17 protein-coding genes and 1 pseudogene are annotated in these 18,313 nt (G+C 29.2%); 5 read left to right on the top strand and 13 right to left on the bottom strand.

Going from position 1 to position 18,313, the window contains the following annotated elements; translation table 11 throughout:
- Window positions 1–1,080 precede the first annotated feature (1,080 nt).
- Genes OCHUTO_RS04090 through OCHUTO_RS04070 form a run of 5 tightly spaced genes read right to left on the bottom strand, consistent with a single transcriptional unit; the run spans window position 1,081 to window position 6,470 of the window.
- The gene (locus OCHUTO_RS04090) at window positions 1,081–2,850 is read right to left on the bottom strand and encodes a type IV secretory system conjugative DNA transfer family protein (RefSeq protein WP_045797533.1); all 1,770 of its coding nucleotides are present in this window, start codon (window positions 2,848–2,850) and stop codon (window positions 1,081–1,083) included.
- Complete coding sequence (gene virB11 / locus OCHUTO_RS04085; protein WP_045797532.1) at window positions 2,843–3,841, bottom strand: P-type DNA transfer ATPase VirB11; 999 nt, start codon at window positions 3,839–3,841, stop codon at window positions 2,843–2,845. The genes OCHUTO_RS04090 and virB11 overlap by 8 nt, the downstream gene beginning before the upstream one ends.
- Window positions 3,838–5,364: a TraB/TrbI/VirB10 family type IV secretion system protein gene (locus tag OCHUTO_RS04080; RefSeq protein WP_045797531.1), complete on the bottom strand. Its 1,527-nt coding sequence runs from the start codon at window positions 5,362–5,364 to the stop codon at window positions 3,838–3,840. Before OCHUTO_RS04080 ends, virB11 begins: the two co-directional genes overlap by 4 nt.
- Window positions 5,365–5,374: 10 nt before the next feature.
- Window positions 5,375–5,800, bottom strand: a complete 426-nt coding sequence (locus tag OCHUTO_RS04075; RefSeq protein WP_045797535.1) for a TrbG/VirB9 family P-type conjugative transfer protein — start codon at window positions 5,798–5,800, stop codon at window positions 5,375–5,377.
- Window positions 5,787–6,470 (bottom strand): VirB8 family type IV secretion system protein, encoded by a 684-nt coding sequence (locus OCHUTO_RS04070; protein ID WP_045797530.1) that lies wholly within the window; start codon window positions 6,468–6,470, stop codon window positions 5,787–5,789. The genes OCHUTO_RS04075 and OCHUTO_RS04070 overlap by 14 nt, the downstream gene beginning before the upstream one ends.
- A gap of 692 nt (window positions 6,471–7,162) precedes the next feature.
- Between OCHUTO_RS04070 and OCHUTO_RS06830 the strand changes: the two genes are divergently transcribed.
- On the top strand, window positions 7,163–7,297 hold the full coding sequence (locus OCHUTO_RS06830) for a hypothetical protein (RefSeq protein ID WP_269745488.1): 135 nt from the start codon (window positions 7,163–7,165) through the stop codon (window positions 7,295–7,297).
- A gap of 837 nt (window positions 7,298–8,134) precedes the next feature.
- Here OCHUTO_RS06830 and secB read toward each other — a convergent pair.
- Window positions 8,135–8,554, bottom strand: a complete 420-nt coding sequence (gene secB / locus OCHUTO_RS04065; RefSeq protein ID WP_370664245.1) for a protein-export chaperone SecB — start codon at window positions 8,552–8,554, stop codon at window positions 8,135–8,137.
- Between the two features lie 42 nt (window positions 8,555–8,596).
- On the bottom strand, window positions 8,597–9,163 hold the full coding sequence (dcd, locus tag OCHUTO_RS04060) for a dCTP deaminase (protein ID WP_045797528.1): 567 nt from the start codon (window positions 9,161–9,163) through the stop codon (window positions 8,597–8,599).
- 274 nt (window positions 9,164–9,437) lie between these two features.
- Here dcd and OCHUTO_RS04055 point away from each other — a divergent pair, with 274 nt between their 5' ends.
- Both OCHUTO_RS04055 and OCHUTO_RS04050 read left to right on the top strand, forming a co-directional pair.
- Window positions 9,438–10,637: a porin gene (locus OCHUTO_RS04055; protein WP_232296996.1), complete on the top strand. Its 1,200-nt coding sequence runs from the start codon at window positions 9,438–9,440 to the stop codon at window positions 10,635–10,637.
- Between the two features lie 325 nt (window positions 10,638–10,962).
- The gene (locus tag OCHUTO_RS04050; protein ID WP_045797527.1) at window positions 10,963–11,850 is read left to right on the top strand and encodes an esterase/lipase family protein; all 888 of its coding nucleotides are present in this window, start codon (window positions 10,963–10,965) and stop codon (window positions 11,848–11,850) included.
- Between the two features lie 500 nt (window positions 11,851–12,350).
- On the opposite strand, the gene OCHUTO_RS04045 is transcribed toward OCHUTO_RS04050, so the two are convergent.
- Window positions 12,351–12,716, bottom strand: a complete 366-nt coding sequence (locus OCHUTO_RS04045; RefSeq protein WP_045797526.1) for a hypothetical protein — start codon at window positions 12,714–12,716, stop codon at window positions 12,351–12,353.
- A 306-nt stretch (window positions 12,717–13,022) separates the two neighbouring features.
- Window positions 13,023–14,912, bottom strand: coding sequence for a molecular chaperone HtpG (htpG, locus tag OCHUTO_RS04040; RefSeq protein WP_045797525.1), 1,890 nt, complete (start codon window positions 14,910–14,912; stop codon window positions 13,023–13,025).
- A 437-nt stretch (window positions 14,913–15,349) separates the two neighbouring features.
- On the opposite strand from htpG, the gene rpmI reads away from it, so the two are divergent.
- Window positions 15,350–15,553 carry a 50S ribosomal protein L35 gene (gene rpmI, locus OCHUTO_RS04035; protein ID WP_045797524.1) on the top strand — a complete coding sequence of 68 codons (204 nt, stop codon included), beginning with the start codon at window positions 15,350–15,352 and terminating at the stop codon, window positions 15,551–15,553.
- Window positions 15,554–15,576: 23 nt separating this feature from the next.
- Window positions 15,577–15,936: a 50S ribosomal protein L20 gene (rplT, locus tag OCHUTO_RS04030; protein WP_045797523.1), complete on the top strand. Its 360-nt coding sequence runs from the start codon at window positions 15,577–15,579 to the stop codon at window positions 15,934–15,936.
- A gap of 82 nt (window positions 15,937–16,018) precedes the next feature.
- On the opposite strand, the pseudogene OCHUTO_RS07135 reads toward rplT, so the two are convergent.
- From OCHUTO_RS07135 to OCHUTO_RS06600, 4 genes and pseudogenes are all read right to left on the bottom strand, one after another.
- Window positions 16,019–16,743, bottom strand: a pseudogene (locus OCHUTO_RS07135) (conjugal transfer protein TraG N-terminal domain-containing protein); the annotation flags it as partial.
- Window positions 16,744–16,820: 77 nt separating this feature from the next.
- Window positions 16,821–17,144, bottom strand: a complete 324-nt coding sequence (locus tag OCHUTO_RS04015) for a hypothetical protein (protein WP_045797520.1) — start codon at window positions 17,142–17,144, stop codon at window positions 16,821–16,823.
- A 57-nt stretch (window positions 17,145–17,201) separates the two neighbouring features.
- On the bottom strand, window positions 17,202–17,690 hold the full coding sequence (locus tag OCHUTO_RS06605) for a response regulator (protein ID WP_052694649.1): 489 nt from the start codon (window positions 17,688–17,690) through the stop codon (window positions 17,202–17,204).
- Window positions 17,645–17,872, bottom strand: coding sequence for a cell wall metabolism sensor histidine kinase WalK (locus tag OCHUTO_RS06600; protein ID WP_232296993.1), 228 nt, complete (start codon window positions 17,870–17,872; stop codon window positions 17,645–17,647). Before OCHUTO_RS06600 ends, OCHUTO_RS06605 begins: the two co-directional genes overlap by 46 nt.
- Window positions 17,873–18,313: the final 441 nt, after the last annotated feature.

Below are 18,313 nucleotides of genomic sequence, written 5' to 3'. Positions count from 1 at the left end.
AAGGAAGAAAATGCAAACAATGACAATCCTTCTGATATGGAACTATCTCTTCAAGGGGACAATATTATATCAGGATCATGAACCCTCGGAATAGTCTGCTCACGAATCCTCTGAAATAAGTCTGCATGCATAAATTTTTAACATTATAATATAAGTTTTTAAAAATTTTATTGCGTATAAGCTTATTTTATAATGAAGCTTCTAATTGGGATTTTTGTTTTTTACTGTATTTATTTGATGTTGGTTTTGTAGGTTCGGTATGATTTTCTTTACTGTATTTTGATATATTCTTGCCTGTTATCTTTCTTCATCACTATAATGGCAAATGTTATGGAATAAAACTTAGTCTTCAGCAAAAAAAAGCTAAAATTATAATGGAAGAACTCAATTTAAAAGATAAAGAACGTAGAATGTGCACTAGGTATCTAGTCAATTTGCATATATCAGGATACTATAGTTAATTCAAATTAACGTAAGCAATATAAAAGTTAAACATTAAAAGACATAAAAAAAATAAGTAATTTTATTTTGGAATCAAAAAAAGCTAGAAAGGTTGACAGTTTTATAGGTTGATTAAAAACTGCTTATGCTTTCCATTGCTTATAAATTTTAGAATAATCATCTCTTTACTCTTATTTTTATAAAGTTAAAGAATTAGTAAAAATAAGTAGCTACTATTAATAACTATAGTGAGACAACTGATAATATATTTTTGCGTGTGATTAACTAAGTTAATTGTAGTAATAAAAAAAGAATACACACAATTAAAAGAGACATAGAATGCATGATATAAAACTTTAGTAATTTTTATATACTAGAGGTAAATCGTTCTGAGATTTTAGCTTATATTTTGTAATTCCCTCATAAAAAGACTGTTAGGTATAATTTTAATTGTTAGCATATCTTGTTACTATACCCAGTCATTCTTTAAAGATTTGAAATATATCTTTAATAAACCTTAGTTTATATAAATCTTTCTTATCTAATCTATTATCAAAGTAGTCTTTATTCTCGTGAAATTTTTTATTAAAAGCTACTTTTAGTTACTAATTTTCTTAACAGATTATGATTCTGTTTAATTTATTTTTTATCATCAGTATTATTGCTATCATCAGATGTAGAATTATAATCAGGCGGAACATATGGTGTTTGTGTTGGAACAAATGTAGGTGGTAGTAATCTACTAGTAAAGAACTTATCTTCATAATATTTAATCTTTTTAGACCTAATTGGCGGAAATGATTCTATTAAAATAATTTGCTCATCACGTGGTAATAAAATAACTTCTTGTGGTAGTAATAATGCTCTTTGTACTTCAGAAATATTCATAGTTCTAGTAGCTGGATTAAGATCAAAAAATCGCGGTTGGCTATGTGACGCTTGCTTTACTGTCTTATTACCACAGAGTTGTGATATCAAATTAGCAGTCTCATAATTATTAGCAGCAAATGTAATTCTATAAGTAGAATTAGATAAAAATGAGTTCATTCCTGCTTCCTCATATGTTCCTTTTAACTGTTGGGTGTCTTGAATAATTAAAAATAGTCTTACTCTATAACCTCTAAAATAAGCAATTCCAGTTTTAAATTGCTCCATTTTTCCCAAGGTAGGAAACTCATCTAATAGAAACATTACTCCATAAGGTTCTTCTTTAACATTAGGAATCTTTCTGCTTAAAAACTCAGTAGATTGTTGATAAAATACTTGCATTAATTTTTGCAATCTATTGATATTATCAGGAGTTAACCCAACATATATAGTTGTTTTTTTTCTTTTTATTTCCAGAATATTAAAGTCCGATGAAGCAGTGGCAGCATCAATTAATGGATTAGCCCATAACTCAAGTCCAGAATTCATAGTTGATATTACTCCAGAGCGCTCTTTATCCGCTTTTTGAAGAAAAGCAGCAATGTTCATATATGCAACTGGATGAATAACTGCTCCCATAGTATCTAATACTACAGCTAAATTATATACTACATCGTTACTACGCATAGTACGAACTACTTCACCAAATGTTTTAACCTTTGTATTATCAGCAATTAAATATAACACAACCCCTAAGAATAGGCTTCTGGCTTCATTATTCCAAAAGTCTTTTTCTGGCATAATAAGATTAGCGATTTTTTGTACATCATCAACCATTTGCCCAGGTTTACTACTAACCCAGTCTATTGGATTATAACAATGAGTAATGCCATCTGGATTGGCTGGCTCCCATACATAAACATTCTGCCCTTGCTGAGCTCTCCAGCCACTAGTTAATTCATAATTTTCAAGCTTAATATCGTGCACTATCACAGAATGCTCCCAAAACAATAAATTTGGAATTACAAAACCTACACCTTTACCAGAACCGGTAGGAGCAAATAGTAAAGCATGTTGAAATCCATCTGCAACATAGTAACCACCTCTATCTACGCCTAATAGTGTACCATGTTTTGCCCTTAGGCCGGCTCTTTTTATATCATCTTGATTGCCCCAACGTGCATCACCATAAACTTTTTCTTTTAATTTATATGGCTGCCAATTCTTAATTTTATGAAAATTTTTAATATATAATAATATAGCTATAACTGGTGGAGCAATAAAAGAAACTAATAATTTAAGTTTTAAGTAATTATAACTACTAAAACCTACTAGATTCCAAGAATTTATAATCCAGATTAGATATTGATAAACAATAGTTATATTAAAGTTTAACAGTACATCAATTAAATTTTTATGATCAATAGTAAATAGCAGTATAAAAAATTTTATGATGAAAACTATAAATATTACACCAATACAATGAATTGTTGTCTTTATAATTAAATTTCTAATCTTAGTTAAAAATGCATTTTCATTCATTTGGTTGTGTTCTCATTTGTTTAAAATATATTTCAGAAATATATCTAATTCCACGATCACCACGCTTTAATTGTACTACTATATCAATTACAGCATTAATATAGCTTTTGATTTCATTTGGTGGCATTCCTAGTCCAGCTTGCATTACCATTAATTTTAACTGCTCCAAAGCCATTACTGGAGTATCTGCATGCAAAGTTGATATTGACCCAGGATGGCCTGTATTAATAGCACGCAAAAAACTAAATGCTTCCGCGCCTCGTAATTCACCAATTATTATCCTATCTGGCCTTAACCTTAAACAAGCTTCAATTAAATCTTGAGTAGTAACCTTGGCTCGGCCCTGATTTCCTTTTGAAGCTAATAAATGTAAGCGATTTGGATGATTATGTATATTAATTTCTCTAGCATCTTCAACAGTAATTAGCCTTTCTGTATGCGGAACTTCTAATAAAGCAGAATTAGTAAACGTAGTTTTACCACTAGAGGTACCACCACTAATAATAATATTTTTTTTTGATTTTATTGCATGTTGTAAGAAATTTTTTAATTCTTTCTTACGAAGATATTCTTTAAGTATTTTATCGTTTTCATCACTTACTTCTTCAATTGCAGTGTGATCAAATGCTCCTGCTTTATTGTAATCTTCTAAAGTCATATTTAGTGAAGATACCTTCCTAATAGCCATACCTATTGATCCAACTTCACAAGCTGGTGGAAAAACTACTTGTATTCTATAACCATTAGGTAGTGTTGCTGAAAGTAATGGCTTTTCCTCAGAAATAACCTGTTCTGTTGATTGGGCTATTAGCCTAGCTAAAGCAGATAAATGACTAAAATCCAATTCTTTCATTAATTCGTGGCGATAACTTCCCCTCTTTTCAATCCAAACTTCCCCAGGGCGATTAATCATTACTTCATTTACCCCTTCTTCATCAAAAATTGACTTAAAAGGAGTTAAATAAGTGTCAAGTGCAATATTATTCTTCATTGTATTGACTTTACTCCACTTACTGCCTTTGCAGGAAATAAATAATCTTTATTCACATATATTTTAATATTTTGCCCTGGATTAAGAGTAACTGTTCTATTAAATTCTTGACTTGGAATTATTTTTTTTATTTCATTAACTACATCATTTATAGCGCTGCTAGTTGCTTTTTGAGTATTACTACTATTGGTACTCAATGTTGCAGAAGTTGAGAGATGAACAATAGTATTAATTAAAGATGGTAGCTTTTGCTTGTCACTAGATGTTATTGATGTCTCAATTTCAAGACATTTTTGATTTATAGTACTATATATAGTAGATGATTTATCAGTTATAAGATTACGACTTACACTGCAAATTTCTATTATTTTTTGACTATCACTTTTTGTAGAGTCATTGTTAATATTCATAACATTTTTAATTAACGCACTAGTGACTCCATCATTTGTATTAGCAACCTGGTTCTGTAACGATACTATTTTATCAAGTGCAAATGCTGTACCTATATTGACAGCAGATACTAAAACAGCATGCATAATTCTTGCTAAATTTTTATTGTTAACTTTACCTGTTATACCTATTTTTCCTAACCTATCAATAGTTGGAGCAGATAAGTTTAATTTATATTTGCTACCAGCAATCTGTATTTCAGACCAAGTAATCATTACTCTACCATAAGCTGCATTATCTAATACACTAGGATAACCAAAAACTTTTGATCCTCTAGGGATTAATACTGTTTTTCCTTCTTTAGAGTAAACATCTTTGCTTACCATAGCTATTACTTCTCCTATAAAATCAGTATTTATTGCGTTTATAATTACTGCATCTATTATAGTTCCTCTTTCCAATAAATATCTTAACTCTCCCATATCAACAAAATTTCTTATTTGTTCTATTTCTTCTTTGCTTGGAGAAGGTGGAGATTTATTAATTAGTATAGTGTTGGTAGATGTGCGTTTTTCCTGTAAACGGGCTGTTTTTTCTTTAGTTTGCGTAGATGATAAGTTTAACACAGGTATTTGAGATTCTTTCAGATTGTTTTCCGCTTGATTTATCAATGGCAAAGCTGGAGGTTTAACTAACTGCGAATTCTCAGATGACTTATTATGCTGTTCTGATTCTAGCTTACTCGAGCTATCATTAGTTGAATTAATTAATTTAGCTTGATTAGGAACTTTTATTTCTGGTAACTCTGGAGTTATTAGTGTAGGTATAGTAGGCAATTCTGGTATAGTAACATCTCCTGGTAAGTCAATATTAGGCTTGATGACATTTACAGGCAAAGGGACAGCTATTGTTTCGTCTTTGGAATCTTCGTTAATAAATATATTAGAAATTACAAAATATAGTACTATGATAGTAATAATAATTATTGCTATTGTTAATAAGATACTTCTTTTAGCGCTTGATGCCACTTTTGAAAATTCATTGTGTACTTCTGGTCCAACTACCTTAGAATCCTCAGAATGATCATATTGGTCTTGTTGATCTTGATTAGAATTATTGTTAATCTCTTCCATTACTTATTCTTCAATTACGAGCTTTTTTTTGTGGATAATAAAATCTAATTAAATAGACTAATTCGTGTTCATGCCCTACTTCGAGTTCTTTTGATACAATATCGAATTCATAAGTTCTCTTGTTTGTGATAATAGTCATGTTAGTTCGTACATTTTTTTCAAGCGCTTTGATAAATATTCTATTTGGTAGTGGATAAACTACTTCCCAAGCATAACTATCACCTAAGAAGATACTTCTAATCTCCTCATTCTTAGCAAATTCAATACTTGATTGAAATCCAGGATGCAATACCAATAAGAAAACTTCACTAGGATTATATATATAAGTTTTAATTCGATCGTCAGCAGTAATAGGAAATTCTTCTTCAAGACAACTACTATAGACTACTGAAGAGATTAAAAGACTGAAAATACAAAATATTCTAACTATAATCATCATCTATTCTATATCCTATAATTTGGAAACCTACTGGATTAATATCAAATTCTTCTGGAGAAAGCTCCATAGGAACATATTGATACTGTACTACAACAATTTTATTAAATACCTTTCCACTTATAGATTCATGTATTGCTATTCTAACTATAAACCTTTGATCAGGCAACTCTGACCATGATCTAATCTTTAATGATGTAGTTTCTCTTTGCCCATATATCAATCTTGGGTCATTATCTTTACGATTAATAAAATTTAAATATGTCCAATAAACATTATTATTAGACAATAATTTGATAGTTTGTCTAGCTCTAGTCTCAAAATCTACTGGATTATATGTTTCTCTAGCAGAAATATATAACTTAATAAAATACTGCGCCAAAGATTTTTCAGTATTTAATACTTCAATTCCAACTGGATTAACAACTCTGGTAGCTCCTGTTTTTTCTTCAATCTGTATTACAAATGGTTCAAAATTCCTTGCCAAGGATACTTTCATAACAGTAACCACTGCTATAAAAATTAATATTATACAAATAAACGATAACAATACAGCAACATTACGCTGGACTATTACAGTTTCATAGTGATCATTAAACCAATTTTTTATAGCTGGCTTATTTTGCTGCAATTGCTGCTCAGATTTTTTTTTCTTTTTCCAAAAAAACATTTTAATATTAATTAGTATACCCTTTTTATAGTAAACTTTTTTATAATTATGTTAAGTGTAATATTACTTTTCAATCCCTAATAAGTTGCAACTTATACAAAAATGTAGCAGAATTGTAATAGCAGAGATTAAGTTTTATATTAAAATTCAATAAAATTATTATAAGAATTATATAAAAAAATAAAATTGAAATTTTTATATAGTTAAAAATCAAATATATTTATTTATTGCACAGTATTTATTTTACTAAAAAACTATAGTTTGTATAAAACAAATTTGCAAGTTGAAGAAAAATTACTTTTTTTCTGCAATATTATTTTTGACAAAAACTAAAAATTTAATTAAATCTGATGCAGAGTAATAATTGATGGTGGAAGTATTTTATGCCTGGGGCGTTTTTGATTACAGTAGGTGCAGGTTATCAAGATGGTGGCAGCAATAAGTGTGAAATTACCAAGGGTAGATATTACAGTACAATACATGCTTAAGCATTCCTAAAGAAACATTACAAAGAATAAATGCTGAACTAGAGAAGCAAGATGTAACAATACATCAAGAACTAGGAAAAGGATTAGCGTTTATCAAACATATCTTACACATCAGATGAAAGGAAGTCTCAGAGTAACTGAACAAAGTAATTATATAACATTTTCATTTGAGGTGCCAATTCAATTATAAATTAGGAAGCAAATATGAAAAACGAAAAGTATCAAAAAAATGAGGAATATATGAGAACAATATTATACGCATCCATTACTACAGCAATACATGATACTATCGAAGATATGAGTCTTACAAAAAAAATATTACTGAGGTATTTAGTATAAAAATTGCAGAACAGGTTTTGGACCTTACAGAAATTAGCAGCAATAAAAAAATTAGTTTTAACAAATGATTAAAACATTGCGTCAGCAAAATAAAAAAGATTGTTATTAATTAGCTATAGTTTACATAATATTAAAACTGTATCAATAAAACCTTATGATAAAAGACAAAGGCATTGAAAAACTGAGCAAGAATTTATACCTCTTGCTCTATAACTACCAGCTCTTGTTGATGAGCTAAGTGATATTGTTTCTTTCATAATGATTCAGATAATGAGCGCTTGTTCAAAAGAAAAACAACTTTGAAATAGCGATAGCTCTTAAAAAACAGTATTTTGTTTACCTTGAACACCTAGGATTACAACTAGTTATGATCATATATACTTTGATTTTAGCCTAATGTATCTAAAATAACTTTCATTATTTTATAAGCATCTGTTGTTTTGCTTCTTGATGTTGCCCTAATTACTCTTAAAGAAGTATTAGAATAATCCTCTGCACAATTTGGTTTGTATATGATAGCTAAATTAAAACTTTCTAATGCTCAAATTGGCATTCCATTTAATGATTAGAATATTCAAGGGAATGTCTTTACTGCTAAAATTAATCATGAAAATAATGAAGAAATTAAAAAAAGTATAAGACAGGCATTAATGGAGTATTTATTACAGTTAATAAGTATTAAATAAGAAAATAATTATTGGTACTACTGGTTTATATTTAAATCTTGATATTCAGTACGATGAAAGTATTGATCACATATTTAAGTAAAACAGATTATAAAGCATTTTCATTATCTTTTAATGAAAGATTAAGCTAATTAGACATTACAACAAAGCTCTATATTGAATTTGATTGAGATACAATTTCAGCAAAATCTATATGATCAATCATTAAAGGCAAAAACCCCCCTCTTTGGGTTGATTCTGAAATAATTTGTCGTACATATGGAAAAATTATTTCTGGGCAGCGTACTGATAATATGAATTTTTTATCTTCATCTGCTACATTAGTGAGATGGAATATTCCCGCATATATAATTTCTATATGAAATATTTTTTTATCCTTATGTGTTGCACTAACATTAGCGCTTAATTCTACTTCAAAGTGATTATCTTCTGATAATTTAGTAATATTGATGTCTAGCTTAGTATCAATTTTTGGCTTTTCAGTTATTTTAAATAACGAGTTTATTGGATCAGGATTTTCAAATGATAAATCCTTAACATATTGAGCTTTTACTGCTATTTTAGGTTTCAATTTTATTACCATAATTTACTATTTTACAATTTATAATTAAACTCACACCGTTGGAAGTGTTACTCCGATTTGCTTTGTATACCTTCCATTCCTGTCAATATATGAAGTATTACAAGGTTGCTCTCCTTTAAAAAATAAAAACTGGCATGCTCCCTCACCTGCATAAATTTTTGCTGGAAGAGGAGTAGTATTAGAGAATTCTAAAGTAATATGTCCCTCGCATTCTGGCTCAAGAGGAGTGATATTAACAATAATTCCACAGCGTGCATATGTAGATTTTCCTATACATATAGCTATTACATCCCTTGGCATTTTAAAATATTCTATAGTAGCACCTAAGGCAAAACTATTTGGAGGAATAATGCATATATCAGTTATTTTAGTAATTAAGCAATCCTGATCAAATTTTTTTGGATCAATAACCGATGGTTTAGTGTTAGTAAAGATTTTAAATTCATTACTAACACGAGCATCATAGCCATATGATGACAATCCATATGAAAGGATTTGCTGATTATTGTGTGTTCTAACTTGTTTATCAATAAATGGTGAAATCATATTTTCTGATTCAGCCATTTTTTTGATCCAATTATCTGACATTATAGACATAAACTATAGCCTTGTTTAAACTCAATAACTTAATTTATTGCGAGGAGCATAGTATACTTAAATTAAAAATTATGTACAAGATATAAACCTTGTTATTAAATTAATTTGTTTATTATTGCAGCATAATAGCTAAGAAATATATTGCTCAATTATTATTAAATGATGTATAATTTTGTATATGAAGTGGTATATAATTAAGGTAAAGTATAATGCTTTAAGGTGGTTATGGGTTTAAGTTTGATGATTACTGATATTTATGAGGTAATATATTTATATGATAAAGTTTAGAACAAATGGCATAAAGTTAGTTATGCTATGTTTGAGTGGAGTATTAATTAATCCTGCATTAGCAGAGCTAACACATAAGCTTAATGGAGCAATTAGTTTTGAAGCTGGCATTCCTCATTATCAGTTTAAACAGGGTAGTAATAGTGTATTGTTATATTCAGAAGGTAGTGTAAATCTTGCTATTCAAAATAAAACAGAAGATAACGAAAGAATAAGTTATGGTGGAAAAATAGTACTTAATACAACTACAAAATCTAAAAGTGCTGCATCGTTAAATGGATCTAGAATTTTTATCAAGTCTAAAATTGGATTAATGGAGTTTGGATCTCAGCATAGTATAGCTAAAGTAATGCAGGTTAATCCTAAAACTTGTGGAGCAATGGGGATGTGGTCCAGATATGTAAAATTCCCCCAAAATTATTACTTTACTGCTGGTAGCAGCTTGCCTATAGAAAACTTTACTACTAATGCTGTTGGATATGCTGGAACTGAATCTGTGAGAAAAATATCATATTACACTCCTGAATATCATGGAATAAAGTTAGGTGTTTCATATATTCCAGATACTAGCAATAGTACTGGCAAGGTTGGAGATAACACTACTACAAAAGCTACAATAATAAAGCTACCTGGCTCTATGAATAGGTATATTGAGTATAAAAGAGTAGTAACTGATGCTTGGGTAGGAGGCATAAACTACAAGCATGATTTTGAGAGCGGTTCTAGTATTAAGCTTGGTGCAGTTATAGAATATGGTAACGCTCTACCAATGAAAATGTATAATGATCCAGAATGCAAAAACAAAATTGATGATGTTATCAGAGTTAAAGATGTGCTAGCTTATAGTGTAGGAGTTAGCTTAAGCAAAGATAGTATTCATTGTGGAATATCTTATAGTACCTGGGGAGAAAGCTTTTTTAGTAATGAAATCATAACAAAGCCTAAAAGTAATTCTTGGAGTATAGGTCTTGCATATATAAAAGCTCCTATAGGAGTTAGCATTGAATGGGCTCATTCTATTTATGGGGATAATTGTATGCATGCTATAACTTTTGGCAGCGATTATAAACTAGCTGAAGGGTTATCAACATACTTTGATCTTAGTTACTTTATAGCTAAGGGAAGACAAGTATTGCTAGACAATAATGCACAACAGATACAGACAGCAAGCTATGATAACAAATAAAACCTTTCAGCGGAGTATGTGGTATAATTGGTATTAAAATTAACTTTTAATACCAAATTATAGGCATACCTTATTATGCTAATAGCCAAACACTGTGGCACCATTATTTAACAGTCAAAAAAATTACTCTATAGTTTTTTTTGGCGTTAAAAAAATTAGATGCAGTTTTTTTTAATGTTTCTATTACTTCAGTAAAAGAAATTTATAGTTTTTTAAAAAAGAATAAAGTCAAGAAAAATTCTATAGCTCTAAAAGCACAGTAGATTTAGTTTGATGCATTATTTTAAATAGTTTATTTATAAAAAATATTTCATTAATTAGAATTGTGATTGCTAAAATCATTTTTATTTTAATATTTTTTTTTACAATTAAGGTACAAACTTGTGATATAGCTCATGCTATAACTGATATCAAAAAAACCTCTAAATATCGATCTTTTTTTGCTGAAAATACTACTATTCATACCGCTACACCTATAAATATTGCTACTGTAAAATCTAATCAATTTGGAAACAGGCAGGATAAATATGATTCTTTAAAACGCAATTTGGATAAAAATCACTCTAAAGAAATACCATTGCTAATTTTATTACATGGATTAAACAAAACTAGTAAATCTTTAAAGAGAATGGAAGCATTTGCTCATAAGCAAGGATTTAAAGTATTAAATATTGATTATCCATCTACTAAATTCTCAATCGAGAATTTAGTAGATATTATTCATAATAAAATTACTTCTAGTATTCAAAAGCAGAAATATACGAGTATTTCGTTTTGTGGGATTTCCATGGGAGGTCTAGTAATAAGAGCTTATTTACATAAATATAGAATAGCAAATTTAGGAAGGGTAGTGCTAATAGGTACACCAAATAAAGGAAGCGAAGCTGCAGATTATCTAAAAAATAACGAACTTTATAAAAGATTTACTGGGCCTGCTGGCCAGCAATTAACTACTAATCAAGAAAATTTTAATAATATTTTTGGAAATGTATACTATGAGTGTGGAGTAATAGCAGGTAACCTGCCATTTGGGCCTTGTATTATATTTTTTAATGGAAAAAAGAATGATGGTGTAGTAACTATAGAAAGCACTAAAATTGAGGGTATGCAAGATCATATAGTATTAAATGTTTCTCATTGGTATCTAGCGAAGAGTAAAAATGTATGGCTTCAAACTTTGCATTTTCTTAAATATTCTAAGTTTCAAAAATAAACCAGAGTTTTCAATAACACTTAGTTAAATTATCTTTTATTTTTTTTTAACGCAAATTTTAATTTATACTAATCTTAGACTGCAAAAATCCAACAATAATTATTTGTTTTAACTATTCCTTATCATAAGATAACAGTAACATTGTTAAATTTTTTTACTACCCTTTAAGTTAATCTAAAGCCTTAGATTTTGTATTGTTCATTAACAACAACCTTTACTAGTTTTGCTAAGAGCTGTATATTAACAAATCTTTATTTCGAAAAAATTTTTTTGAGATGCAAAGTAATTAATATGAAGCATATACAAAATCAACTATATATACTTCAGCTATATAGGCTTATATAAAAAGCGCAGAAAAAAAATAATATTTCATTGCGCTTAGAATAGCTAATTTTTCGCTTATTATGATTATTATTTTGTAATCAGAGCTATATTGCATTATTTGACACTACCTTTTGTGCTAATACTTAATAAAAGTCAAGAATAATTGCCTAAACTATTTATACAATTTCCCCTAAAGAAGCAAAATCTAAGTGTGGTAAACTCTCATACAGATTTTCAATATCAGTGTCTGGCAATTTCTCGACACTTGATACTTTTTGATTGTTAATATCTTGCAACATTTGTACACTTGTTTGTACACTTGATGCACTATCATCAATATTGGGTAATTTTACATCATCACTTACAGGGCTACTATATTTAGAAATCAACCATCCAGAGATATTCTTAAGTAATGGCTTACAGTACCACGCGACGAATCCTAATACAACAGCAGTTGCAAAACCAGTTGACATAGCTGCAAGAGCCATTGCATCATCAATGCAAACAACACCACTCGCACTATTACCTTTATCTCCACTCATAATCACCTCAAGTTTTAAATTAATAACCCCATAAGTATAACATTACTTGCTGTATATTGTCAACTAAAAAACAAAACTAATGTTAACTCACTAAATAAAGTGAATACAATAATAATAAATAATACAAGCTTATATTAATGAGTTATTAGATTCTTTTCTAGCCAATTGAAAATACAAGATTTTATTATTCTTTTATTTTTTCTTCAGCCCAAGCTTGATGCTTTTTATTTTGATACTTGATTTCCTTTCATTTAATCCACATCACAAATTATGAATCCTTATACAATCATTTATTAAATTAAAACATCAATACTGCATTAACGACTTTTCAATAAAGAAGTTTATACGGTTACAATAATCCTGTAGATCAAGAATAGGCTGCCCCTCTATTAAGTAAGCTTGATCTAATAAAATCATTACAAGTTTTCTATCTTCTTCTAAATTTTGATTCAACTGAACATTTTTATTAATCTTTTTTATAATTGTATGATTAGGATTAATTTCTAAAATTTTGCTAGAATGACTGTTTAATTGCTTTTGTTCTATTAAAAACCTTTCAGTTCTAATATCCATACTTCCTTCTGGCACAGTTAAACATACTGGACTGCGAGTAAGCTTTTTAGATATTTCTACCGATTTAACTTTATCACCTAACACTTCTTTAAAAAAATTAATCAATTGTTCATAATTTTTGTTATCAGAAGATGATGAATCACTATTATCATCTTTGTTACCATCTTTTGATGCAGCTACACTATTATCAATTTCAATATTAGCTGAAGTTACTGATTTTAATGAATAATCATTATATTTTCTAGTTACCATAACCCAAAACTTATCAACATCATCTGTGAGCAGTAACACATCAATATTTTTACCTAATAAACCTTCAATTTGTGGACTAGATTTAAGAGATGCTAAATCATCTCCTGTAATATAATAAATATTTTTTTGTTCTGGTTTTAAATTATTAATATAGTCATCAATGGAAATAAATTTATCCTGCAGAGCGCTTCTAAATAAACAAATTTTTAACAACTTATCAACATCAGCTGTGCCTTCACATAACCCTTCTTTTAGTACTGCTCCAAAATTGTTCCAAAATTTTTCATATTCTTCATAATCTTCCGTTTTGCGCTTTTTTAGTTCAGTGAGAACTTTTTTAGTTATAGAGGCCTGAATTTTATCAATTAAAGGACTATGCTGCAATGTCTCACGACTAATATTTAGAGGCAAATCTTCTGAATCTACCACTCCTCTTAAAAATCTCATATATTTTGGAATTAGAGCAACATTTTCATCAGTAATAAATACTTTCTTTATATAAAGTTTTACTCTACTTTTTCGGTCAGGATGAAATAAATCAAAAGTTTTAGATGAAGGAATAAATAATAAACTTGTAAATTCTATTACTCCTTCAGCTTTATTATGAATAGTAAGCCATGGTTTATCTACAGCATACGCAATATTTTGATAGAATTCTTCGTATTGTTCAGCAGTTATATCATTTTTAGCTCTAGTCCATAATGCTGATGATGAGTTAACTTGCTGCTCTTTACCATCAACTTCTATAAAATATATAGGAATTGATATATGATCAGAATAAGTTTTAATGATATCTTTTATTTGAAAATGATCTAGATAATTATCATATTCAGGTTTTATATGCAGAATGATTTTTGTTCCTCTAATAAAATCAGCTTCACAAGCTTCAATATAATATTCTCCTTCTCCTTTAGAGGACCATTGATAAGCTTGGTTTTCTCCAGCTTTTTTTGATATTACTTTAACTTCATCTGCTACCATGTATGATGAATAGAACCCTACTCCAAACTGTCCTATTAACATATTATCCTTTTTGGCATCGTTGCCTAACTGTTCTAAAAACTTTTGAGTACCAGAACTAGCTATTGTTCCTAAATTTTCTGTTAGGTCTTCTCTATTCATTCCAATACCGTTATCCTGTAAAATTATATAACGTTTATCTTTATCTACTGAAATGGTAATTTTAAAACTGCTATCACCCTGCAATAATTCAGCATTACTTTGTCCAAGATACCGGAGCTTATCACAAGCATCTGAGGCGTTTGAAATTAATTCTCTTAAAAAAATCTTTTTGTTAGTATATAATGTATGAATTACCAAATTAAGTACTTTACCTACTTCAGCATTAAATTTATAAGTTTCTACTGGCATTTTTAAACTATTTTTTAGTGAATTAAAAATATTGATTCTATATACAAAAATTTAGATTATTAAATTAATAATTATGACTTTTCTATACTTAATTTAAGTAGAAAAAATTATAAATATTATAAACCACATAATATTGTTTATATCATTCTATCCTGTATAAAAAGCTTTATAAAATTACTAAATCTACAAAATAATTTGATATAATTTAAGTATATTAAAGTATATAATGTATACAAATTATTTTTTAAATAGTATAATTAAGTAAATTATCAGTTTACACTATAAAAATGCTTGTGAATTGTTCTTATATGTGATAAACTGAGCCTCAATTAAGGCTAAGTGATTATGACACTACAGGATTTTTTTATTTAGTTTAGCATTAATGTAGTTTCAAGAAGGTTATAAATTTAAAAATATATATAAAGGATAAAGTTATTATGCCCAAGCTTAAAACTAAATCAGCTGTAAAAAAGCGCTTTAGCTTGTCTTCAAGTGGAAAGCTAAAAGTAACGCAAGCAGGGAAAAATCATTTTATGCGCCGTAGAACTAAGAAGCAGCTAAGGAATTTAAGAGGTACAACGACTCTTGTAGGGCAAGATGCAAAAAATATCATTAAATACCTTATGCCTTACGGTGCTTAATAAGTTTATAAGGGGTTTTAAAAATGTCACGCGCAAAATCAGGTAAAGTTAGCAAGAATCGCCACAAAAAAATCTTAAAATTAGCTAAGGGGTATCGCGGTAGGGCTAAAAATTGTTTTAGAATTGCCATTCAAAAAGTAGAGAAGGCACTTCAATACAGTTATCGTGACCGGCGCAATCGTAAACGACAATTTAGAGCATTATGGATTCAAAGAATTAATGCTGCTGTAAGACAATATGGTATTACTTACTCACAGTTTATTAGTGGATTAAAGCAAGCAAACATTACTATAGATCGTAAAGTTATGGCTGACTTAGCAGTTCATAACTCTGACTCTTTTCTTCATTTAGTAGAGCTTACTAAAAAATCAATAGCCAGTTAAACTAATTTACTAGCATTGAGATACGTTTAAGCATTAAACTATAGAGTTTAATGCCTATTTCATCTATATCATAAAAATGTTCACCAATTGTAGTTGCAAACTTAGTTAACAGACCTTCATTTAATTCCTTATTAATAGCGGCTTTAATTAAAGGAGTAGCTTGTTTACAGCTTTTAAAGCTTACAGCTAGCATCACGATAATAAATACCGAAATTATTAGGTTGTTCGATAAAGCATATCGTTAGTCTGCTGAGCAGCAGCTTTTTTTTTCCCTAAAATATTACCTATAACGTAAGGCTTCATAAAACATTGTCTAACAAATTCTTTTGTATTAGTTAAAGTTATTGGATCTTGTATTTGCAAGTCTCTAATCTTAGCTATTGCTTTAGCTCCAAACATGATTCCAGTCTTTCTGCTAGAGATTCCTTTATTATCCGCTGATAAAAAGATGCGTTTCAAGCATTTCTGACAGGTAATAGCTGATTTGAGAGGATAAAGGAAGCAAAAGCAGCTACACCTATCGGAATATTATCTACCTTTTTCTTGGAGCAGTCATCGATACTTCATCCTTTATCCATTGCTTTTGGAGAAAATAACAGCGTGATAATAAAAAATGATGGAAAAAACCATTCTATAGCGAAAATACCGATATTTTCTCTAAATATTGCTTGCAGCCCATATACCACCTATTGTTAGGGCGAATTGACCTACTGGAGTTGCACTATCTGAGGCAAATACTCGTCCTATGCCATTAAATATTTGCCACAATATATCTCCACCACTAAACGTATGTATTATGTAATCCATCTCTTTCTCTTAATTTGTCTATTGCTTTAACTCTTTTCTCTTGCTTAAATGCTGTTCTATTCTTCTAGCCCTTATATCTATTTGATTTGCGTTAGTCTGCAAGCTATTTTCGTTAGCAAAAAGTTGAACTCGGCTTTTAAATACCTTGTCAAATGTTCATTTAAAACTTGCTTAGCTTCAAGTGCTATTGCAGCTCTACGTATCTCTGCAATTACTTCTTTTAAATATTGAACTAAGATATAGTTAGCTATTAATTCAGATGAACTATTTAAAATAGTAACTCCAGCAATCGATTCTAAAGTAATATAATCGTATACTGGAAACGCATCTCCTATGGACGATAGTAATGCTATATCAGAGTGATTAAACTCGGAATTTTCTACCAGCTTTAAAGTATCCAATTTTTGTTTAACTTTGCCTGAATAAGACTGTTCATATAATATAATGATTAAAGTTAACTAAGAGAAACGAGAGGGAGGAAGTGGAATAGTGGCTTGCTTGAGATAATTGTTGATAATATTATGCAGCTCATTGTAGGTATAAGGTTTTTCAATAAATGCGGTTACTCCCATGGAATAAAGTAAATGTTTAGTTTCATAAGTCTGAGTATGACCAGATAGAATAATAATGGGTATACTATACATTTTTGTTATTGTATGAATTTCTCGTACAACTTGCTCTCCATTTTTACCAGGCATTACCATATCTAGCAGCACTAAAGAGAAAAATTCTGGATTCTCCTTAATCAACTTAATAGCTTCAAAAGGATTGTTAACTGGAGTGGGTTTATAACGTTCAGCATATATATCCAAAGATATTGTATCTAAAACATTTTGATCATCATCAACTATTAAAATACTTTTATTGATTCTAATATGCTCCTCAAGCGCCTTAAGAGATTTTATAGAATGATATTCATAGCTAAATTCCTGCAATAATTTTTCCATTTCATCTGTTTTACGAAAAATTTCATTCTTACTGTAAACAGCTTTATTAAAGCCTCCTTCTGGCTGTTGTAATGGTAACTAAAGATAAACTTACTTCCTATATTAGGGCGATTTTCAGCCCAAATTTCGCCATGATGTGCTAATATAATTTCTTTTGCAACGTTAAACCTAAGCCACACCACAAGCTTTAGATTTAGTTTTGCTCTTTCTTCAAATGGTAAAAAATTTTTTCAAGCTCATTCTCAGGTATACCTATTCCTCATCCTCAACTGATACTTCTATCCATTTTTGTATGGCTTTACTGTAATTAGAACATGCCAGATTGAATATTGAATTGCATTTGAAATAAGATTTAGCATACTTTTCTTATTCTAGCATAATCAAATCAAACATAGTTTCAGCTTGATCACATAATTTAAACTAATTATATGGTTTTCAGTTACGTTGAGTTTACTACATTCAGCAACTATTTCTTTTAACATGAATTGAAAATTATTTAACTCTATATCAAATACCATTCGCCTTGTTCGAACTTCGATAAATCAAGTAAATTGTTACTATATGATACCAATTTCTCAATACCAGAATTAGCTAATGTTATTATAGTTAATACTCTTTCTTTC

This window comes from Orientia chuto str. Dubai, from assembly GCF_000964595.1.
In the GTDB taxonomy this organism is placed as follows: Bacteria; Pseudomonadota; Alphaproteobacteria; order Rickettsiales; family Rickettsiaceae; genus Orientia; species Orientia mediorientalis.
Note: the sequence above shows the minus strand (reverse complement) of the source record. Positions and strands in the feature narration are given on the sequence as shown.